The organism is Mesorhizobium sp. AR10 (assembly GCF_024746795.1).
Lineage (GTDB): Bacteria > Pseudomonadota > Alphaproteobacteria > Rhizobiales > Rhizobiaceae > Mesorhizobium.
The window spans coordinates 1,211,327-1,232,176 of the sequence record NZ_CP080524.1 but is presented as its reverse complement, the minus strand read 5'-3'; the positions used below and the strand labels follow the sequence as shown (position 1 = coordinate 1,232,176).

Annotated in this window: 19 protein-coding genes and 1 pseudogene; 3 read left to right on the top strand and 17 right to left on the bottom strand. The window is 63.3% G+C overall.

Annotation, left to right across the window (positions count from 1 at the left end):
* Positions 1-17: 17 nt before the first annotated feature.
* The 8 genes from leuC to rplS form a co-directional block, all read right to left on the bottom strand.
* Entirely contained in the window at positions 18-1,427 is a 1,410-nt protein-coding gene (leuC, locus tag LHFGNBLO_RS09410) for a 3-isopropylmalate dehydratase large subunit (protein ID WP_258606119.1), read from the bottom strand.
* Positions 1,428-1,722: 295 nt separating this feature from the next.
* Positions 1,723-2,358 (bottom strand): class I SAM-dependent DNA methyltransferase, encoded by a 636-nt coding sequence (locus LHFGNBLO_RS09405; RefSeq protein WP_258606117.1) that lies wholly within the window; start codon positions 2,356-2,358, stop codon positions 1,723-1,725.
* 59 nt (positions 2,359-2,417) lie between these two features.
* Positions 2,418-3,233 carry an amino acid ABC transporter permease gene (locus LHFGNBLO_RS09400; protein WP_258606115.1) on the bottom strand — a complete coding sequence of 272 codons (816 nt, stop codon included), beginning with the start codon at positions 3,231-3,233 and terminating at the stop codon, positions 2,418-2,420.
* 263 nt (positions 3,234-3,496) lie between these two features.
* The gene (locus tag LHFGNBLO_RS09395; protein ID WP_258606113.1) at positions 3,497-4,294 is read right to left on the bottom strand and encodes a transporter substrate-binding domain-containing protein; all 798 of its coding nucleotides are present in this window, start codon (positions 4,292-4,294) and stop codon (positions 3,497-3,499) included.
* Positions 4,295-4,481: 187 nt separating this feature from the next.
* The gene (locus tag LHFGNBLO_RS09390; RefSeq protein WP_258606111.1) at positions 4,482-5,306 is read right to left on the bottom strand and encodes a class I SAM-dependent methyltransferase; all 825 of its coding nucleotides are present in this window, start codon (positions 5,304-5,306) and stop codon (positions 4,482-4,484) included.
* A gap of 254 nt (positions 5,307-5,560) precedes the next feature.
* Positions 5,561-6,070: a MarR family winged helix-turn-helix transcriptional regulator gene (locus LHFGNBLO_RS09385; protein ID WP_258606109.1), complete on the bottom strand. Its 510-nt coding sequence runs from the start codon at positions 6,068-6,070 to the stop codon at positions 5,561-5,563.
* A complete protein-coding gene (locus LHFGNBLO_RS09380) occupies positions 6,067-6,501 on the bottom strand; it encodes an organic hydroperoxide resistance protein (RefSeq protein WP_258606108.1) in 435 nt (144 codons plus the stop codon). Before LHFGNBLO_RS09380 ends, LHFGNBLO_RS09385 begins: the two co-directional genes overlap by 4 nt.
* Before the next feature lie 179 nt (positions 6,502-6,680).
* Positions 6,681-7,220, bottom strand: coding sequence for a 50S ribosomal protein L19 (rplS, locus tag LHFGNBLO_RS09375; protein ID WP_258606106.1), 540 nt, complete (start codon positions 7,218-7,220; stop codon positions 6,681-6,683).
* Positions 7,221-7,542: 322 nt separating this feature from the next.
* Here rplS and LHFGNBLO_RS09370 point away from each other — a divergent pair, with 322 nt between their 5' ends.
* Positions 7,543-8,295: a sulfite exporter TauE/SafE family protein gene (locus LHFGNBLO_RS09370; protein ID WP_258606104.1), complete on the top strand. Its 753-nt coding sequence runs from the start codon at positions 7,543-7,545 to the stop codon at positions 8,293-8,295.
* Here LHFGNBLO_RS09370 and trmD read toward each other — a convergent pair.
* Both trmD and rimM read right to left on the bottom strand, forming a co-directional pair.
* A complete protein-coding gene (trmD, locus tag LHFGNBLO_RS09365; RefSeq protein WP_258606102.1) occupies positions 8,277-8,981 on the bottom strand; it encodes a tRNA (guanosine(37)-N1)-methyltransferase TrmD in 705 nt (234 codons plus the stop codon). The two genes, LHFGNBLO_RS09370 and trmD, sit on opposite strands and share 19 nt — an antisense overlap.
* Complete coding sequence (rimM, locus tag LHFGNBLO_RS09360; protein WP_258606100.1) at positions 8,978-9,577, bottom strand: ribosome maturation factor RimM; 600 nt, start codon at positions 9,575-9,577, stop codon at positions 8,978-8,980. The genes trmD and rimM overlap by 4 nt, the downstream gene beginning before the upstream one ends.
* A gap of 134 nt (positions 9,578-9,711) precedes the next feature.
* Between rimM and LHFGNBLO_RS09355 the strand changes: the two genes are divergently transcribed.
* Together LHFGNBLO_RS09355 and LHFGNBLO_RS09350 are read left to right on the top strand one after the other, a co-directional pair.
* Complete coding sequence (locus LHFGNBLO_RS09355; RefSeq protein WP_258606099.1) at positions 9,712-10,650, top strand: tyrosine recombinase XerC; 939 nt, start codon at positions 9,712-9,714, stop codon at positions 10,648-10,650.
* A gap of 85 nt (positions 10,651-10,735) precedes the next feature.
* A complete protein-coding gene (locus LHFGNBLO_RS09350) occupies positions 10,736-11,806 on the top strand; it encodes a TraB/GumN family protein (RefSeq protein ID WP_258606097.1) in 1,071 nt (356 codons plus the stop codon).
* A 41-nt stretch (positions 11,807-11,847) separates the two neighbouring features.
* On the opposite strand, the gene LHFGNBLO_RS09345 is transcribed toward LHFGNBLO_RS09350, so the two are convergent.
* The 7 genes and pseudogenes from LHFGNBLO_RS09345 to LHFGNBLO_RS09315 all read right to left on the bottom strand — a co-directional run bounded on the left by LHFGNBLO_RS09345 (position 11,848) and on the right by LHFGNBLO_RS09315 (position 20,812).
* Positions 11,848-12,324, bottom strand: a complete 477-nt coding sequence (locus tag LHFGNBLO_RS09345) for a DUF2867 domain-containing protein (RefSeq protein WP_258606094.1) — start codon at positions 12,322-12,324, stop codon at positions 11,848-11,850.
* Between the two features lie 684 nt (positions 12,325-13,008).
* On the bottom strand, positions 13,009-14,415 hold the full coding sequence (gene lpdA, locus LHFGNBLO_RS09340; RefSeq protein ID WP_319944233.1) for a dihydrolipoyl dehydrogenase: 1,407 nt from the start codon (positions 14,413-14,415) through the stop codon (positions 13,009-13,011).
* Positions 14,416-14,436: 21 nt separating this feature from the next.
* A pseudogene (locus tag LHFGNBLO_RS09335) lies at positions 14,437-15,188 on the bottom strand (SDR family oxidoreductase).
* Positions 15,185-15,682, bottom strand: coding sequence for a hypothetical protein (locus tag LHFGNBLO_RS09330; protein ID WP_413774710.1), 498 nt, complete (start codon positions 15,680-15,682; stop codon positions 15,185-15,187). Before LHFGNBLO_RS09330 ends, LHFGNBLO_RS09335 begins: the two are co-directional and overlap by 4 nt.
* Positions 15,683-15,703: 21 nt before the next feature.
* Positions 15,704-16,408: a DUF4241 domain-containing protein gene (locus tag LHFGNBLO_RS09325; RefSeq protein WP_258606090.1), complete on the bottom strand. Its 705-nt coding sequence runs from the start codon at positions 16,406-16,408 to the stop codon at positions 15,704-15,706.
* A 70-nt stretch (positions 16,409-16,478) separates the two neighbouring features.
* On the bottom strand, positions 16,479-17,777 hold the full coding sequence (gene odhB / locus LHFGNBLO_RS09320) for a 2-oxoglutarate dehydrogenase complex dihydrolipoyllysine-residue succinyltransferase (RefSeq protein WP_258606088.1): 1,299 nt from the start codon (positions 17,775-17,777) through the stop codon (positions 16,479-16,481).
* A gap of 47 nt (positions 17,778-17,824) precedes the next feature.
* Positions 17,825-20,812 (bottom strand): 2-oxoglutarate dehydrogenase E1 component, encoded by a 2,988-nt coding sequence (locus LHFGNBLO_RS09315; RefSeq protein ID WP_258606086.1) that lies wholly within the window; start codon positions 20,810-20,812, stop codon positions 17,825-17,827.
* Positions 20,813-20,850 lie beyond the last annotated feature (38 nt).

Genomic DNA, 20,850 nt, shown 5'->3' with positions numbered 1-20,850 from the left:
TTTCCACTCGCGCCGGATTATTTCCACTCGCGAATGTCGACGAAGTGGCCGGCGATCGCCGCCGCCGCCGCCATGGCCGGCGACACCAGATGGGTGCGGCCCTTGAAACCCTGACGGCCCTCGAAATTGCGGTTCGAGGTCGAGGCGCAGCGCTCATGCGGCTTCAGCCGGTCGTCGTTCATGGCAAGGCACATCGAGCAGCCCGGCTCGCGCCAGTCGAAGCCGGCGGCGACAAAGATCTTGTCGAGGCCTTCGGCTTCCGCCTGTTCCTTGACCAGCCCGGAGCCCGGCACGATCATCGCATCGACGTGCGGGCTGACTGTCTTGCCTTCGACCACCTTGGCGACGGCGCGCAGGTCTTCGATGCGGCCATTGGTGCAGGAGCCAATGAAGACGCGGTCGAGCGTGATATCGGTGATCTTGGTGCCCGGCGTCAGGCCCATATAGTCGAGCGCGCGTTGCTTGGAGGTGCGCTTGTTCTCGTCGGTGATATCGTCCGGGTTCGGCACGATGCCCTGCACCGAGACGACGTCCTCGGGCGACGAGCCCCAGGAGACGATCGGCGGCAGCTTCGCCGCGTCGAGCACGATCACCTTGTCGAAATGTGCACCCTCGTCGGACTGCAGCGTCTGCCAATAGGCAAGTGCGGCATCCCACGACGCGCCCTTGGGCGCGCGCGGCTTGTCCTTGACGTAGGCGAAGGTCGTCTCGTCGGCTGCGATCAGGCCGGCGCGTGCACCGCCCTCGATCGACATGTTGCAGATGGTCATGCGGCCTTCCATGGACAGCGCACGGATCGCCTCGCCGGCATATTCGATGACGTAGCCGGTGCCGCCGGCGGTGCCGATCTCGCCGATGATGGCGAGGATGATGTCCTTGGCGGTGACACCTTCCGGCAATTGTCCGTCGACGCGCACCAGCATGTTCTTGGCCTTGCGCTGGATCAGCGTCTGCGTTGCCAGCACATGCTCGACTTCCGACGTGCCGATGCCATGCGCCAGCGCGCCGAAAGCACCGTGCGTCGAGGTGTGGCTATCGCCGCAGACGATGGTCATGCCGGGCAGCGTAAAACCCTGCTCCGGGCCGATGATGTGGACGATGCCCTGGCGGATATCGGTCTCGGAATAATATTCAACGCCGAAATCCTTGGCGTTCTTCGCCAGCGCCTCGACCTGGATGCGGCTTTCCTCGTTCTTGATGCCGAACTTGCGCTCGGGCGAGGTCGAGACATTGTGGTCGACCACGGCCAGCGTCTTTTCCGGATGCCGGACCTTGCGGCCAGTCATGCGCAGGCCTTCGAAAGCCTGCGGGCTGGTGACTTCATGCACCAGATGACGGTCGATGTAGAGCAGGCAGGTGCCGTCGTCCTGGCGGTCGACGACGTGCTCGTCGAATATCTTGTCGTAGAGGGTGCGCGGTGCGCTCATGTGCGTAAATCCGTCGATATGAAAAAGGGGAAGAGGTGAGGCCGGAGACCTTTCGGCCCGGCGAAAGCGGTCTAGCTAAGTCGGCTGGTCAGCGCGCCGCAAACGCGCGCGGAGAATCGCGACGGCAGGCGTTTTCTGTCCTGCAGCACGAAACCCTTGTAGGCCGGATCGCCAAAAAGCTCTTCCATGGCGTGGCTCATACCAATCTTTTGGCTTTTCGGCAATTGACTCGTCCAATGGCTCAGGCGCGACTCTGCCTTCTCCACCTTGTGGGAGAAGGGAAGGCGCCGGCTGCTCAGATCACCTCGAACACGAAGGTCTTCACCAATGCATCCGGTTCGGCGATCGCATAGCAGCGGAACCAGGGACTTTCCTCCACCGGTCGCCATTTTTTCGCCTGCTCCAGTTCACCGAATACGGCCTGGAATCCGCCGCTTTCAAACACCTGGTCACGAACGGTGAAGATGGCGTGGCCACCTTTTCTGGTGATGCGCACCAATTCCTGCAGGCCGGAGGCCGGCGCATGGCTGATGGTGAACACACCGGTCGAGAAGAAGGCGCGGAAGTGGCCGTCCGGCCAGGGCAGCGGACCGCCAAGCATCGCCTTTTTCAGATCGCCATAGGCTTGGCGGCTGCCGGCGATCTTCAGCATGTCTTCCGACAGGTCGAGCCCGGCAATGTCGTGATAGCCCAGCGCCCTGAGCGACGGTCCCGACAGGCCGGTGCCGCAACCCGCGTCGAGCAGCGGTCCTTCGCCTGTTGGTACATGGCGCGCCACCCAGGCGGTGATCAGGAACGGCAGGAGATAGCCGAGCGAGGCGGTTTCGCTGTCATAGGTCGCGGCCCACGCGGCGTAGGCGTCGGCCAGCGCTTCCGGCGTATCGGCCGTGTAAACCGAATCCAGCGCCGCATTGGCCTTGTCGACGATCATGGGACTCTCCCCGGAACTGGCCGCACTATCATGATCGTAGCGCCGTCTTGGCCTGACTTCTATTCCTGATGCTGGTTTCGCAGCCGCTTCTCCAGCGCCCGCAAGGCCAGCGACAGGCCGACAGTGAGGATGAGATAGATATAGGCGACGATCGAATAGGTCTCGAAGAAGCGGAAAGAGCCGGCGGCGTAGATCTTGCCCATCTGGGTGATGTCGGCGACGCCGAGCACCGAGACCAGCGAGGAATCCTTGACCATGGCGACGAAATCATTGCCGAGCGGCGGCAGGATGGTGCGGATCGCCTGCGGGAACACGATCAGCCGGAAGCGCTGCGTGCGCGTCAGCCCCAGCGCCTTTGCCGCCTCGATCTGGCCCTTCTCGACCGCCTGGATGCCGGCGCGAAACACTTCCGAGATGAAGGCCGAATAACCGATGGTCAGCGCCATGATGGCGCGCCACAGCAGCGACACGTCGCGCACCAGAAGTTCGCCGAACAAGCCGGCGTTTTGCAACGGCGCGGTCAGCGCGTTCCACGCCGCGACGAAGGCCGGCGCGCCGGCAAAGGCAATCCAGAACAGCAACACCAGGATCGGCACGCCACGGATGATCTCGACATAGAAGCGGGCAATCTGCTTGAGCCAGCGCGATCTCGACAGCCCCATCAGCGCAATGCCGAGCCCTATGGCCGAGGCCAGTGCGAAGGCGACCACGGTGACGAAGACGGTGATGCCGATGCCCTTGGCGACGGTGGCGAAAACCTGGGCATAGAGATCGCTCGCGGCGATGAAGATGGCGGCTGCCACCGCGAGCGCCGCGGTCACCGCGAGCCACCAGGGGAAGTCGGATCTGGGGGTGGAGGTTGAGGGCGCTTGCATCAGGCGATGCCGGCGACAGAATGGTCACGAAGACAGCGTTCCGTCCCACCCCCCTCTGTCCTGCCGGACATCTCCCCCTCAAGGGGGGAGATTGGCAGCCTCGCTGGCCGCGCTTTTCCTCCAACGTTGGAGATTGGCGAAGGCAGAATGTACAGCCAATCTCCCCCCTTGAGGGGGAGATGTCCGGCAGGACAGAGGGGGGTGTTCAAGCACAGAGTCGGCGCGAATTCCTGCGCATCAAAACACACTCGCGCCAAGACGAACTACTGCCCCATCTTGTAATCAAGAAACCACTTCTTGTTCAGCGCCTCGATCGTGCCGTCGGCCTTGAGCGCCGCGATCGCGGCGTTGACCGGTTTCACCAGATCGGAACCTTTGGGGAAGATGAAGCCAAAGTCCTCGGTGCCGAGCGCCCCGCCGATGAGCTTCAGCTTGCCTTCGGAGGCGTCGACATAACCTTTGCCGGCGGTGCCGTCGGTCAGCACGACATCGACGTCGCCCGACTTCAGTGCCTGCACCGTGGCCCCGAAGGTCTCGAACAGTTTTATGCGCGGGTTCTGCTCATTGCCGTCGAGCACGCTGTAGACGGCGGTGTAGAAAGGCGTGGTGCCGGCCTGCGCGCCGATCAGCCCGTCCTTGAAGGCGCCGAAGGTCTTTGCGTCGGTGAAGCGGCTTTCGTCGCCGCGCACCAGCATGAACTGTTCCGAGCGCATATAGGGATCGGAGAAATCGACCTTCTCCTTGCGGTCGTCCTTGATGGTGATGCCGGTCATGCCGATATTGTACTGGTTGTCGGACACCGCCTGGATCATCGCGTCCCAGGAGGTGTTCTGGTACTCGACCTTGAAATTCAGCCGCTTGGCGATCTCGTCCATCGCGTCATATTCCCAGCCGATCTGCTTGCCGGTCTTGGCATCGATGAACTGCAGCGGCGGATAGGCGTTTTCCGTCACCACCACCACCTTCTTGCCGCCGAGGTCGGGCAGCGTCTGCGCCAATGCGGCGACGGGCGCGAGAAGACAGGCCAGCAGGCCGGCCAGCAGCAGTTTCGATTTGGTCATGACACACTCCCAGGAATGAAAAGCCCGGACACGCTTGGGCTTGCAGGAAATCCGGCGCCGACTTTAGCCGTCCGCAAACGCCTTGCAAGCCGGTCCGATGTGGCGCTTCGCGCAAAAGCGGATTCCAATGCTTTCAACTGGGAGATTCCCGAACGATCTGTGCCGCAACGCCACGCCGATACGGGGCTCAGCGCTGCTTCGTTGCGCCGATCGACACAGAAAGCGGAATCTTGGTCATGCCGTCCGGCAGCGCGTAGAGCCCCTCGCCGGCCTCGACCATATAGGGGAATTCCTTCCAGCCCAAAATGGCATGCTCGTTGAGGAAGTCGATCCTCATGTCGGAAGCGATGAGGGCGTTGACGACGTCGCCCAAGGGATGGATCCACTCATAATTCAGGCGATGGGTCAGTGGCCGCTCGTCGCCAGTGTAGGTATGCGTGTCGTGCCATTCCAGCGGTGCCTGTGGCGGCGTTCGCCAATCCAGCAACAGACCGGGCTGATCGGTCTTGCGGCCGCACTGGAACATCGTCGGATGCCCATCGAGGAAATACAGCTGCCCGCCCGGCCGCAGCAGATTGGCGACCACCTTGGCCCAGCTGAAGATATCGTCCAGCCAGATGGTCGTGCCCCAGGTGACGTAGACGATGTCGTAGTAGTCGTCGAGCTCCGCCACCGCATCATAGACCGAAGCTTCCACGAAGCTCACTTCGGCGCCGGCCTGCGCGGCAAACCGGCGCGCCGCAGCAAGCGCCTTGGGCGAGAAGTCCAGTCCGGTGACGCTTTTTGCCCCGAGATGCTTCAGGCTGATCGTGTCGAGCCCGATATGGCATTGCAGATGGGCGATGTCCTTGCCGACGATGCGGTTGCCGATTTCCCGCCTCTCCAGCGCGGTCAGGCTTGAGCCACCGGCCAGAACCCGATCGATCGGATAGTAGCGACGGGCCTCGTCGGTGGTATGCAATTCGGCGCGATTGTCCCAATTGGAGCGATTGGCCTTGGCGAAAGAATCCATCACATCACTCCTAAAAACAACAGGGGGCAGCCGAAGCCGAAGCCACCATTGCTAAGCGATGTTATGTCCAATGCAAGATATATTAGTAAGAGATTGTTTACTCTGTTGCGCCGGGCGTTCTCAGTCACCACCGCGAGGTTCTCGCCGCCGAGATCCGGCACGATCCGCAAGATAGCGGCACCGCTTGAACGGGGGATTCCGGTGCCTTCACATGGAGAGATTTCCGAACGATCCGTGCCCGGATCGCCGATTGATCAGTCGGGATCCGGAACAGCGGCGCTGGCCTTGCGCAAATCCGCAACGAGGCTGGTGAGCGCGCGGCGCAGGCGCTTCGCCTCTTCGGCCTCGAGCGGCAACTGACAGGACAGCGCGACGGGCACGGCCTTGGCTTGCTCGCGCAGTGCCTGGCCTTGCGCCGTCGGTTCGACCAGCACGCGGCGTTCGTCGGCGGCATCGCGCCGGCGCGTGACCAGACCACTGGTCTCCAGCCGCTTGAGCAGCGGTGTCAGCGTCGCTGAATCGAGCCCGAGCGCCTCGCCAAGCTCGCCGACAGTGCTTGGCGCACGCTCCCACAGCGCCAGCATCGCCAGGTATTGCGGATAGGTCAGGCCGAGCGGTTCGAGCAGCGGCCGGTAGAGTTTCGTCATCAGCCCGCTCGCCGAATAGAGCGCGAAGCAAAGCTGCTGATCCAGCCGCTGAACTCTGATCGTCCCGGCTGATACCGCCGGGACCTCGCTGGCATTCTTTGTGGTCGTGGTCGTCATGCTGCCTTTGCCGGAAGCGCCACTGCCGAAAGCGCCACCTCGACATTGCCTTTGAGGGCGTTGGAATAGGGGCAAACCTGATGCGCCGCCGATACAAGCGCTTCCGCGGTCACTTGATCAAGACCTTTCGTCTCCGCCTCCAGCGAAACGCCGAGCCGGAAGCCGCCTTGGCCATTGGCATGCAGGCTGACATTAGCTGTCACCGCCGCATCCTGCAGCGGCAATTTCTGCTTGCCGGCGATGAAGCGCATGGCGCTTTCGAAGCAGGCGGCATAGCCGGCGGCAAACAGCTGCTCAGGATTGGTGGCGCCACCCTTGCCGCCAAGTTCCTTCGGTGGTGCAAGATCGACACTGAGTAGACCATCGCTGGTCCGGACGTGGCCGGCGCGGCCACCGACGGCACGGGCTTGGGTGGCGTAAAGTGCGGGCATTTGATATCTCCATTTGACTTGTACGCGATTATTTAGTGTACAAGATAATTGGAGTCAACAAGGCTCGGGGAGATTTTGCGCGAAGATTTCCGGCTTCGATCGCGCATGGTCGCGTCGGCGGAAACTGAAACGAAAAAAGGCGGCCGAAGCCGCCTTTTTGAACCATGCGCCTGAAAATCTTATTCGGCGGCGGTCGCTTCCGCGGCCTTGGCGGCCTCGTCGGCGGCCTTTTTCTCGGCGGCGTCCTGCGCTGCCTTCTCGACGGCCAGCGCTTGCGCGGCGGCTACCTTCTCGGCTTCGATGCGGGCCTTCTCGGCGTTCAGCGCATCGCGCTCCTCATCGTTCAGCTTGCGGGCGCGCACGCCGGTGTTTTCCGAAATACGGGCCGACTTGCCGCGACGATCGCGCAGGTAATACAGCTTGGCGCGACGCACCTTGCCGCGGCGCACGATCTCGACGCCCTCGACCATCGGCGAGTAGACCGGGAACACGCGCTCCACGCCTTCGCCATAGGAAATCTTGCGAACGGTGAAGCTCTCCTGGAAGCCGGCGCCGGCGCGGGCGATGACGACGCCCTCATAAGCCTGGACGCGGGTACGCGTGCCTTCGGTCACGCGGACCTGAACGCGCACGGTGTCGCCGGGCTGGAATTCGGGAAGCTTACGCTTGGCTTCGATCTTGGCGGCCTGTTCGGCCTCGAGCTGACGGAGAATATCCATCTGAAAATCCACTTCTTGTTCTTCCGACAGTCAGAGCGTCCGACACTCGCCTTGCAGTTCCATTGACCACTCGGCTATGCTCTTTGTCTCCAAGACATCTGTCTTCAAAACATCGGGCAGGGGCGACTACACCGTCATTGTTGACGGGTCCGGCAGATTCTTCTGGACCGGTACGGGCGGGCACATACAGCTATTTCGCGGCTTTGTCACGCCTTGGCCCTGTCTTTTTTGGTCGCATGCCACCACGCAATCGTCCAGTGCGGGGTTGCGCCCACGCTTCAAGCTTCCTAATCCGGGCAAAACAAGTTCCTGGCGGCATCTCATGTCTGTTTTCGACGCGATCCTGCTTTTTCTGGCGGGCTTCCTTTCAGGTGCCGCCAACGCAGTCGCTGGCGGCGGCACCTTCATCACTTTCGGCGCCATGACATTGGTCGGCCTGCCGCCGATCGTCGCCAACGCCACCTCATCGGTGACGCAGTTTCCCGGCTACATCACCTCGACGCTCGCCTACTGGGCCGACATCAAGACCTTCTGGCGCGAAGCGCTGCTGCTCTGTCTCATCTCGGCGGCAGGCGCGCTGGTCGGTGCGCTGATCCTTCTGGCGCTCGACAATCCATCGTTCCGCGCCCTGGTGCCGTGGCTGCTTTTGGCGGCAACCGCCTTGTTTGCCGCCGGGCCATGGCTGAGACCGGCACCAAAGCCGGGGCATGAAGCCTCGGTTGGCACTCTGGTCGGCTCGCTGGCGCAGTTTGCCACTGCCATCTATGGCGGCTTTTTCGGCGCCGGCATGGGCGTCATGATGCTGGCGACGCTCGGCCTTACCCAGGTCGGCGACTATCACCGCCTGAACGCGCTGAAGAACATGCTGGCCATGGTCATCGCCGCGGTCGCCATCCTGGTCTTCGTTTCCGGCGGCGTCATCGCCTGGCCGCAAGCGATCGTCATGATTCCTGGCGGCGCGCTCGGCGGCTATGCCGGCGTCTGGATCGCCAAACGCGTGCCGCAGAATGTCGTGCGCGGCTTCGTCGTCGCTGTCGGCCTCCTTCTCGCCTTCTACTACTTCGCCAAAGGCTGAGGCGCGGCGGCCAGCAGGTCTGGTCGCCGCTCCTTCGTCAGCATCTCTGACTGAGCTCGCCGCCATGCGGCGATTTTCTTGTGGTTGCCCGAAATCAGCACATCGGGAATTGGCCGGCCCTCGAACTCCTGCGGCCGCGTATAGTGCGGATGTTCGAGCAGGCCGTTTTCAAAGCTCTCTTCCTCGCCCGACACCGCATTGCCCATCACGCCGGGCAGCAGCCGCACCACGGCGTCGAGCAGCACCAGTGCCGCCGGCTCGCCGCCGGAGAGGATGAAGTCGCCGACCGAGACTTCCTCCAAGTTCCGCGCGTCGATCACCCGCTGGTCGATGCCTTCGAAGCGGCCGCAGACGATCACCGCGCCCGGCCCGGCGGCCAGTTCGCGAACGCGCGCCTGCGACAGCGGCTTGCCGCGCGGGCTCATCAGCAGGCGTGGGCGCGGATCGCCCGCGGGCGAGGCTTGGTCGATGGCTCTGGCCAGCACGTCGGCGCGCATCACCATGCCGGCGCCGCCGCCGGCCGGCGTGTCGTCGACGGTGTGGTGGCGGTCGGTGGCGAAGTCACGAATCTGGATCGCTTGCAGCGACCACGTCCCGGCCTCCAGCGCGCGGCCGCTCAGCGACAGGCCGAGCGCGCCAGGGAACATCTCGGGATAGAGCGTCAGCACCGATGCCGAAAAACTCACCGGTTGCCCCCGGCATCCCGCGGGCCGCGCGGCCGTCCCTTCGGGTCGAAGCCGTCGCGGCCCGGCGCATCGCCTTCTTCGTCCTCGACAAGCCCCGCCGCCGCCGGATCGATGCGGACAAAAGCATCCGTGATCGATACTTCGGGAACGGCGGCCTGCGTGAATGGGATCAGCACGCCTTTGCGCCCCGCCAGCGTCACGTCGAGAATGTCGCCGCCGCCGAAATTATGCACGGCGACGACCTTGCCGATGGGAGCATTGGTGTCGTCCCTGACTTCCAGCCCGACGAGGTCGGCATGATAGAATTCATCCTCTTCGCCGTCGTCCGGCAGCATCGAACGGTCGACGAACAGTTCCGTGCCGGCCAGCGCCTCGGCCGCATTGCGGTCGCTGACGCCCTTGAAGCGCACCACGACGACCGTGTTGGCGGGCCGGATGTCGACGATCTGGAAAGCGCGGCCATCCCTGGCGTAGAGCGGCCCGTAATCGGCCAGCGCCAACGGCTCGCCGGTGAAGGTTTTCACCCGCAATTCGCCCTTGATGCCATGGGCGGCGCCGATCACGGCCATCTGGACGGGGTTCTGGAGCTTGGTCATGGCGAAAGATCCTCTGCCTTGCTCTAACTCCACCCCAGCGTCATTTCAATGATCGCTCGGCGTCATTTCAATGACGGCTCTTCACCGCTTCCTAACCCGTCTGCCGGACAATGGCAGGGAACTGGAAGAGCGCAATGCAGGAATTCCTCATCCCGGCCAAACCCGACTTGCAGGCGGCGCGCGAAAGCTGGCTGAAGATGCTGGCGCGCGAACGCCGATTGTCGCCCGAAACTGTCGAAGCCTATGAGCGCGACACACGCCAGTTCCTGCACTTCCTCACCGGCCATTGTGGCGGTTCGCCCGGCATTTCGGACATCGCCAATCTGCGCCCGGCCGATCTGCGCGGCTTTCTCGCTGCCCGCCGCAACGCCGGCGCCGGCGCCCGCACGCTTGGTCGCGGACTGGCCGGCATCCGCTCGCTGCTGCGTTTTCTCGAGCGGCGCGGCCTTGCCAATGCCGCCGGTGCTGCGGCGCTGCGCGCGCCACGCCAGCCGAAATCGCTGCCCAAGCCGCTGACGGCGGCCGATGCGAAACATGTCGTGTCGGTGGAAGGCCAACTGGCAGAAGAACCATGGATCGCCGCCCGCAACGCCGCCGTGCTGACGCTCCTCTACGGTTCGGGCCTGCGCATTTCCGAGGCGCTCGGCCTGGCTGGCGCCGAGCTCGCACTGGCGACCGACACTGTGCTGCGCGTCACCGGCAAGGGCGGCAAGACGCGGCTGGTGCCGGTGCTGCCGGTAGCCTTGCGCGCGATTGCCGAATACCGGCGGCTTTGCCCCTTTCATCTCGACCCCAAGGGCCTCTTGTTTCGCGGTGCGCGCGGCGGTCCGCTCAACCCGGCCATCGTCCAGCGCGACATGGCAAAGCTGCGCTCGGCGCTCAACCTGCCCGATACAGCGACGCCGCATGCGTTGCGCCACTCCTTCGCTACGCATCTGCTGGGGCGCGGCGGCGACCTGCGCACCATCCAGGAACTGCTGGGCCACGCCAGCCTGTCGACGACGCAGATTTACACCGGCGTCGACACCGCAAGGCTGCTCGAAATCTACGAGGCGGCGCATCCGCGGGCATAAGCACCTGACCCGCAATGTTGGAGACCCGTCGAAATTTGCAACGCCGGTTAACCGTTTTGCCGCTTTTTGAGCTTACAACCGGGCCATGAAACGCGTCATCGCCATTGCCGACCGCGCGGCCCTTGTGTCGCTGAAGCTGCTTGTGGCGCTCAACGTCCTGTTTTTCCTGTCTTTCCTCATCTTCCTGCTGCTTGCCGCCGGCAAGGCGCATGCCGAAATTCCGGTTTGCACCGGCGTCAACATGCTATCGGCCCTGCAGAAGAGTGATCCCGCCGCCTACCGGACGATCGAAGCGGAAGCCGCAGCGACGCCGAATGGCAAGGGCCTGTTGTGGAAGCTGGAAAAGCCGGGCGAAAAGCCGTCCTTCCTATTCGGCACCATGCACATGACCGACCCGCGCGTCACCACGCTGCCGCCCGCCGCGCAGAAGGCATATGACGCCGCCGACACTGTCATCATCGAGACCACGGAAGTGCTCGACAAGCAGAAGATGATGGCGGCATTGCTGGAAGAGCCGGACCTGATGATGTTCAGCGACAACACCACACTGTCGTCGCTGCTGTCGGCGGACGACGCCAAAGTGGTGAACAAGGCGCTCGACGCACGCGGCATCCCGCCGGGGAGCGTCGCCAAGATGAAGCCGTGGCTGTTGTCGGCCATGGTGGCGCTTCCTGTCTGCGAGGTCGCCCGCCAAGCCGGTGGCGCACCGGTGCTCGATGTCAAGCTCGCCGAGGATGCCAAAGCTTCCGGCAAGGCCGTCGAAGGTCTGGAAACGGTCGCCGATCAGCTGCGCGCCATGGCCTCGCTGCCGCTCGCCTTTCACATGAAGGGGCTGGTCGACACGCTGAAGCTCGGCGACAAGGTGAACGACGTCAACGAGACCATGATCGCGCTCTACCTGCGCGGTGACACCGGCATGATCGTGCCGCTATTTCGAGTCGTCATTCCCGAACAGGTCGACGACAAATCGGGTTTCGCCGAATTCTCGCAGACGATGATCACCAGCCGCAACAAGGTTATGGTGGATCATGCCCGACCGATCCTGGCCAAAGGCAATGCCTTCATGGCGGTCGGCGCCTTGCACCTTCCCGGCCCTGAAGGTCTGGTCGAGGATTTCCGCAAAGCCGGATACACGGTTACGCCAGCCGGACTCTAGGACCTATCAACGTCCATCGGTTCCCAGTTTCAGTCCGATGCTTACTTGATCAAGACCTGAGCCAACATCGCCGGGACGATAACCCTGTGAAAGGGTTTGACGATCGCGAGATAAATACGCCCGAGCAGATTGTGTGTTTTGACGATCGTCGACGCGGCGATTTCCTGGCGGCCGCCGCCAAGGTCGTTGACCTCGACCAGAACGCGGAAGTCGAGATGCCGGTCGTCAAGACCGAGGACGACCTTCCCCGGAGACCTGCTGATGAGTGGAAATATCCCGATCCTGCCGTCAGGCGCCGACGCAGAATCCACGCCCGTCTTCAGGCGAAATGGACGGACGGCGAAATTGCGCAGCGTCATCAGCCTGCCGACCCAGCGTGGCGTTCGCCCCATGACGCGTTCGGTTGCGGCAATTGCGCTCAACGACAAGCCGTTTGCGACCAGCACGTAGCGGTCGGCGAATTGCGCGCCGGAAAGAACGTCTTCGGGATTGGGGAACGTCTGTGAAAGCGGCTTCATCGCGGCAATCCTCTAAAAGCAGGATAGCAGCGGCAGGCGCGCCGCGCTGCGTGGCGAAACGTCGCCAGCCTTTTTTCCGGTCCTGAAGGCCTGGTCGAGGATTTCCGCAAAGCCGGTTATACTGTCACCGCTGTCAAATGAGTCGCACGACAGCGGAGGAACAGGGATTGCCGTGTTTTTGGCGTTTTCCAACCCTAGCGTGAAACCCATTCAACGATTGCGCGTTGATGGCTATTGATTGATACTTTTCAACCACGGAGGACACTTTTATGGCGAATCCAAACGACCCACTCAACGTTCCGCCCCCCAAGTCAGGCGGTAGCACCTGGCTGATTGCCTTGGTTGTCATCATCCTGGCCATTGTCGCCTACTATGTTTTCGGTAGAAGCGGCGAAGCTCCGGCGCCTGCCGAACCGCCTGCGGCCACCGAACCGGCTCCCGCACCTGCACCTGCAGAACCGATGAAGCCAGCCGAACCGGCACCAGCCCCCGCTCCCGCAGAACCTGCGCCCGCACCAGCCCCGGCAGAGCCGGCGCCTGCGCCCGCACCGGCTCCTGCCGCGCCGGCCAACTGATCAGGCCTCTGATTTCAAAGACGAACGGCCCGCTGAAAAGCGGGCCGTTTCTTTTGAGCGGAGTGCCGCGACGGGATGACGAAGTTGGGGGGGGGTCGGCCCGTCGGCTCTAAATATGGATCGGCTTGAAGAATGTGGCCAATGCCGCCTCCTTCACCGCTTCCGACATCGTCGGATGCGCATGGCAGGTGCGGGCGAGATCCTCCGACGAGCCGCCGAACTCCATCAGCACCGCCGCCTCGTGGATCATCTCGCCGGCGCCGAAGCCAACGATATGGACGCCGAGCACCCGGTCGCTCGCCTTGTCGGCGAGGATCTTGACGAAGCCGTCGGTGTGCAGCATGGCGCGCGCGCGGCCATTGGCGGTGAACGGGAATTTCCCCGCATTATAGTCGATGCCGGCCTTCTTCAGTTCTTCTTCGGTCTTGCCGACCGAGGCGATTTCCGGGCTGGTGTAGACGACGCTCGGGATCACCTCGTAGTTCACATGCCCGGCCTGGCCGGCGATGGTTTCCGCCACGGCCACGCCTTCGTCCTCGGCCTTGTGGGCAAGCATCGGCCCAGCGATGACGTCGCCGATGGCGTAGATGCCAGGCACATTGGTCCTCAGATGGGCGTCGGTCTTGACCCGGCCGCGCTCGTCGACTTCGACGCCGGCCTCCTTCAGCCCGAGACTGTCGGCATAGGCCCGGCGTCCGGTTGCGATCAGCACCGCATCGGCCTCGATGGTCTCGGCAGCACCACCCTTCACCGGTTCAAAGGTGACGGTCGCTCCCTTCTTGGCCTTGGCGACGCCGGTGACCTTGGCGCCGAGCTTGAACTCGAAACCTTGCTTGGAGAGCAGGCGCTGGAACTGCTTGGAGACCTCGCCATCCATGCCGCCCAAAATGGTGTCGAGGAATTCGACGACGGTGACCTTGGCGCCGAGGCGGGCCCAAACCGAGCCGAGCTCCAGCCCGATGACGCCGCCGCCGACCACCACCAGATGGCCTGGCACCTTGTCCAGCGACAGCGCACCGGTGGAGGACACGATGACCTTCTCGTCGATGTCGACCTTGACGCCGGGAATGCCGGCGACGTCGGAGCCGGTGGCGATGACGATGTTCTTGGTCTCGATCTCTTCGACCTTGCCGTCCTCGCCGGTCACCGAAACCTTGCCGGCCGCGACCACCTTGCCGGTGCCGCGAAAACTATCGATCTTGTTCTTCTTGAACAGGAAGGCGACGCCGTTGACGTTGGACGTCACCGTCGCATCCTTGTGCGCCATCATCTTCTTCAAATTCAGCTTCGGCGTGACTTCGACGCCGAGCGTGTCGAAGGAATGGCCGGCCTCGGCGAACATTTCGGAGGCATGCAGCAGCGCCTTGGACGGGATGCAGCCGATGTTGAGGCAAGTGCCCCCGAAGGTCGCGTTCTTCTCGACCACCGCCGTCTTCAGCCCGAGTTGCGCCGCCTTGATGGCGCAGACATAGCCGCCCGGTCCCGATCCGATGATAACGACGTCATAGGCCATGATATTGTCCTTCTCGTCAGGGGCTCAGCGGCCGCCGCTCACATTCAAGATAGCGCCCGTCGTATAGGACGCCGCGTCGGATAGAAGATAGAGGACCGCACGCGCGACTTCATCCGCCGTGCCCGCCCGCTTCATCGGCAGTATGTCTCGCATCCGCGCGACACGGTCTGGCTGGCCGCCGGAGGCATGGATCTCGGTGTCGGTGATGCCGGGGCTGACCGCATTGACGCGCACGCCTTCCGTTGCCACCTCGCGCGCCAGCCCGATGGTCATGGTGTCGATCGCGCCCTTGGAAGCGGCGTAGTCGACATATTCGCCCGCCGCGCCATGAATGGCCGCGACCGAGGAGAGGTTGACGATGGCGCCGCCATTGCCACCATGACGGGTCGACATGCGTTTCACCGCCTCACGCGCGCAGAGGAAGGACCCCACGACATTGGTACGCATCATACGCTCCAGCCGCGCAGCGCTCATCTCGTCGACGCGCGCTTGACGTCGACGATGCCGGCATTGTTGGCAAGTGCGTCGAGCCGGCAATAGGCACGGTCCACCGCCTCGAACATGGCGACGACATCGCCTTCATTGCCGACATCGCCCTTGACCGCGAACGCTTCACCGCCTCCAGCCTCGATTTCGGCGACCAGCGCGTCGGCGGCATTTTGGTTCGACGCATAGTTGACCGCGACGCGATAGCCGGCCTCGGCCCCGAGCCGGCAGATGGCAGCGCCAATGCCGCGGCTGCCGCCGGTGACAAGGAGAACCCGCGTCGCGCTCATTCCTGGCAACCCTTCAGGACAAAAACATCCCACGGCACTTTCGAGAATCCGTTCTCGCCATAGGCGGCCGACATCTGCAGGGAAGCGCCGAGATCGGGAAAGATCAGGCTCTTCGGTGCTTCCAAGCCTTCGGCCGGCAGCAGGGCGATATTACCCTTGTCGTCGGAACTGTAGATCACGCCTTCCCACAAGGTGCAGGCGGCAAGCTCCTCGCCGGTGACGTCGCCCGTCGGGCACTTGTACATCAGCGAGCCATGCGGCCGCGCCACGCCATCGGTCCACATGACGATGCCGTCGAGCACGACGCCCTTGTCGAGCACCATCTTGAATGTGTTGGTGACGGTTGCCGAATCCGTCGTCGGCCGGAAATCGATGCCGACCTCGCTTTCGGCATCGCCATAGACGGCGAGTTCGAGCGGGCAAGCGGCATGGGCAACAGAGCTGGTGAACAAGAAAGCCAGCGACCCGGCTACACATCCGATCGTGGGCGACAGGGTGCGTCTTGTCACGGCGGTCTACTTCTTCTCGCGGCCATCGGCGTCTTCCAGTACGCCGAAATCGGTGGTCAAAAGCAGCAGTTCGCCGGCTGCATCCAGACCCCAGAACGACGGATAAAATCCGTCGCCCCAGCCGCTCCAGAACATGGCGATGTTGAGCGGGTTGCCGGCAACCGGGCGATGCATCACGAATCTGTCCTGGTTGGGCGTGAATTCGGCGGCCAGCACGTCGTCATAATAGTTCTGGTCGGCGCCGAGCTTGTCCAGCTGCTCCGACATCAGCACCATGGCAGTCTTGTCCATGAATGAGCCGAGGCCGCCGTCGACGGGATAGCCGAATATCTCGTCGTCCTTCAACGTCGTGACGTCCTGGCCGGGCAGCGTAGCCAGTTCCCAACGAACCGGCGTGCCTAGCCTGAAGCGCAGTACTGCGACCGCGACGCGGCCCTGGGTTTCCAGCAGCGAAACCGGGTAGTGCCCCGGTTTGACCCTGCGGCTCAAGGTCGGCATCTCGGTGCCGCTGATCAGAGGATCGCAGGCGATGATTTCACCGGTCGGCAATTCGAGCTCACCTATCGGCGTGACGTTGATCCGCCGCTCAGCCAGTTCAGCGTCACTGAGGGCAAAGACACCAAGATTGCTGCTCGCCTGCGTCACATCCCAGCTGGCCGCCAACGCCACCGACGGAACAACGGCGGCGGCCAGGCCAACAGACTGCAGCATGCCGCCGGCTCGCCGACCCAGCCTGAACCCGAACCTTTCCAGCCAACCGCTCATTGCGGATCAGCTCCGCTCACAGATCCAGCACCAGCCGCTCCGGATCCTCCAGGCTTTCCTTGACCCGTACGAGGAACGTCACCGCTTCCTTGCCGTCGACGATGCGGTGGTCATAGCTGAGCGCCAGATACATCATCGGCCGGATCACGATCTGGCCACCGACCACCACCGGCCGGTCCTGGATCTTGTGCATGCCGAGAATGCCCGACTGCGGCGCGTTGAGGATCGGCGTCGACATCAGCGACCCGTAAACGCCCCCGTTGGAAATCGTAAACGTGCCGCCTTGCATATCCGCCACCGAAAGCTTGCCGTCACGCGCGGCAATGCCCAGCCGGCCGATATCCTTTTCGATCTCGGCGATCGACATCTGGTCGGCGTCACGCACGACCGGCACGACGAGGCCCTTTTCCGTGCCGACGGCGACGCCGATATGGGCATAGTTCTTGAAGATGACGTCGGTGGCGTCGATCTCGGCATTGACCGAGGGGATTTCCTTCAGGGCGTGGGTGACGGCCTTGGTGAAGAAGCCCATGAAGCCCAGCTTGACGCCGTGCTTCTTCTCGAACACATCCTTGTATTTGGTCCGCAGCGCCATCACCGCTGACATGTCGACCTCGTTGAAGGTGGTCAGCATGGCGGCGGTCGACTGCGCTTCCTTGAGGCGGCGCGCGATGGTCTGGCGCAGCTTGGTCATGCGCACGCGCTCCTCGCGCGACGCATCGTCACCCGAGGACGGCGCACGCACGGCGACCGGTGCGGGTGGCGCCTTCGGCGTCTCTGCTGGCTGCGACGGCGCGCCCTTTGAAAGGGCGTCGAGCACGTCGCCCTTCAGCACCTGGCCGCGCTTGCCCGAACCGGAGAGCTGGTCGACCGACAGATTGTTCTCTGCGATCAGTTTTGCTGCAGCCGGCGCCGGTGGCGTGGAGCGCGTCTCGATCGCGCCGGCGTCGCCGGCGATCTTGGCGGTCTCGGCCGCGGCTTGTTTGACGGTGTGCGCAGCATCGGGGCTCGAGGCCTGCGACACCGCTTGCGGCTTGCTCTCCTGCTTGGCCTCTGACTTGGCCGCCGAAGCGGCGGCGCCTGCCGAAATCGTCCCCAGAAGTGCGCCGACACCGACCGTCTCGCCTTCCTTGGCGGTGATCTCACCCAGCGTCCCGGCAGCGGCAGCCGGCACCTCCACCGTCACCTTATCGGTTTCGAGCTCAACCAGCGGCTCGTCGACCGCAATCGTGTCGCCGACCTTTTTGAACCATTTGCCGATGGTCGCCTCGGTGACGGATTCGCCAAGGGTGGGAACGCGGATTTCGGTAGCCATTGTGCCTGTCCGTTCTTTCGGTTCTGTTTTATTCGCCGAGCTCTGTTCTATTCACCAAGCGCGTCTTCGAGGAAGGCAGCAAGCTGCGCCAGGTGCTTGGACATCAATCCCGTCGCCGGCGACGCGGCTGCCGGCCGGCCGGTGTAGCGCACCCGCTGATGCTTGGCGTCGATATGCGCCAGAACCCATTCGAGATACGGATCGATGAACGACCAGGCGCCCATGTTCTTGGGCTCCTCCTGGCACCACACCATCTCCGCGTTGCGGAAGCGTGACAGTTCGGTGATCAGCGCCTTGGCCGGGAACGGATAGAGCTGTTCGACGCGCAGCAGGTAGATGTCGTTGATGCCGCGCTTCTCGCGCTCCTCGTACAGGTCGTAATAGACCTTGCCCGAACACAGCACGACGCGGCGGATCTTCGAATCCTTGGTCAGCTTGATCGCCTGGCCGGAGAGCAGCTGGGCGTCGTCCCACAACAGCCGGTGGAACGCGCTTTCGCCCGAAATCTCCGGCAGGCTCGACACTGCCCGCTTGTGGCGCAGCAGCGACTTCGGCGTCATCAGGATCAGCGGCTTGCGGAAGTCGCGCTTCAACTGGCGCCGCAGTATGTGGAAGTAGTTGGCCGGCGTCGTCACATTGGCCACCTGCATATTGTCTTCGGCGCAGAGCTGCAGGAAGCGTTCGAGCCGGGCCGAGGAATGTTCGGGGCCCTGGCCTTCATAGCCATGCGGCAACAGGCAGACGAGGCCCGACATTCTCAGCCACTTGCGCTCGCCCGACGAGATGAACTGGTCGAACACCACCTGGGCGCCATTGGCGAAGTCGCCGAACTGGGCTTCCCACAGCGTCAGCGCCTTCGGCTCGGCCAGGCTGTAGCCATATTCGAAGCCGAGCACGGCCTCTTCCGACAGCATCGAGTTGATGACCTCGTAGCCGGCCTGGGCCGCCGACAGATTGTTGAGCGGAATGTAGCGGGTCTCGTCGCGCTGGTCGTAGAGCACGGAATGGCGCTGCGAGAAGGTGCCGCGTTCGGAATCCTGGCCCGACAGCCGGATCGGATTGCCGTCGAGCAGGATGGCGCCGAAGGCCAGCGCCTCGGCCGTCGACCAGTCGATGCCTTCGCCGGATTCGATCGCCTGGCGGCGGTTTTCGAGAAAACGGATGATCGTCTTGTGCGCCTCGAAATCCTTCGGCACCTCGGTCAGCTTCTTGCCGATCTCCTTCAGCGTCTTGACCGGCACGGCGGTCTTGCCGCGCCTTTGTTCGTCCTGGTTGTCGGCCGTACGCAAGCCCGACCAGGCGCCGTCCAGCCAGTCGGCCTTGTTGGGCTTGTAGTGCTGGCCAACCTCCCATTCCTGCTCCAGATGCGCCCGCCAGTCGGCCTTGAGCTTGTCGAATTCGGCCTGGCTCAAATGGCCTTCGGCGATCAGCCGGTCGGCATAGATTTGCACCGTCGTCTTGTGGGTGCGGATGTTGCGATACATGATCGGCTGGGTGAAAGCCGGCTCGTCGCCCTCATTGTGGCCGAAGCGGCGGTAGCAGAACATGTCCACCACCACCGGCTTGTGGAACTTCATGCGGAATTCGATTGCCACCTTGGTGGCGTGGACCACGGCTTCGGGATCGTCGCCATTGACGTGGAAGATCGGCGCTTCGATCATCTTGGCCACATCCGACGGATAGGGCGACGAGCGCGAGAAGCGCGGATTGGTGGTGAAGCCGATCTGGTTGTTGATGATGAAATGCAGTGTGCCGGCGACGCGATGGCCGCGCAGGCCCGACAGGCCGAGGATCTCGGCAATCACGCCCTGGCCGGCAAAGGCAGCGTCGCCATGCAACAGCAGCGGCAACACCTTGGCGCGCTCTTCCAGCGGCACGATCTCCTCGCGGCTGCGGCCGAACAGATAGTCCTGCTTGGCCCGTGCCTTGCCCATCACCACCGGATCGACGATTTCCAGATGGGACGGATTGGCGGTCAGCGACAGATGCACCTTGTTGCCGTCGAACTCGCGGTCCGACGAGGCGCCGAGATGGTACTTCACGTCGCCGGAGCCCTCGACCTCGTCGGGGGCGGCCGAGCCGCCCTTGAACTCGTGGAAGATGGCGCGGTGCGGCTTGGCCATCACCTGGGACAGCACGTTCAGCCGGCCGCGATGCGCCATACCGAGCACGATCTCCTTCATGCCGAGCTGGCCGCCGCGCTTGATGATCTGCTCCAGCGCCGGGATCAGACCCTCCGCACCGTCGAGGCCGAAGCGCTTGGTGCCCTTGTACTTGACGTCGATGAACTGCTCGAAGCCTTCAGCCTCGACCAGCTTCTGCAGGATCGCCTTCTTGCCGACGGCTGTGAAGGTGATCTCCTTGTCGGTGCCCTCGATGCGCGCCTGGATCCAGGCCTTCTCCTCGGGATCGGAAATATGCATGAACTCGACGCCGAGCGTCGAGCAATAGGTGCGGGTCAGGATGTCCAGCATCTGCCGGATGGTACCGAATTCGAGCCCGAGCACATTGTCGAGGAAGATCGGCCGGTCGTAGTCGGCGGCGGTGAAACCGTAATTCTCCGGCGACAGCTCGTTGTAGTCCTCGAGCGGCTTGGCGATGCCGAGCGGGTCGAGATTGGCGTGCAGATGGCCGCGCATGCGGTAGGCGCGGATCATCATGATGGCGCGCACGGAATCGCGCGTCGCCTGATGCACATCGGCGTCGGAGAGGACGATGCCGTTGGTGACTGCCTTGTCCTTGACCTTCTTTTCCAGGTGCTTTTCGACGATGCCCCAATTGCCGTCGAGCGCCGACACCAGTTCGCCATTGGCCTGCAGCGGCCAGGAGGGCCTGGCCCATGAGGCGCCCTTGGCGTTCTTGCGGACATCGCTGGCATCGTCCTTTAGCGCCGCGAAGAAGTCCTGCCATTCGGGGTTGACCGATTCCGGATCGTCCTCATAGGCGGCATAGAGCGCGTCGATATAGTCGGCATTGCCGCCATAGAGGAAAGAGGTAAGCGAAAATTGGTCGTTGGCCTGATCTTGTCTTGCCATTTTTGTCTGCGGAGCCTGGCTCCGTCTCCTTACGTTTG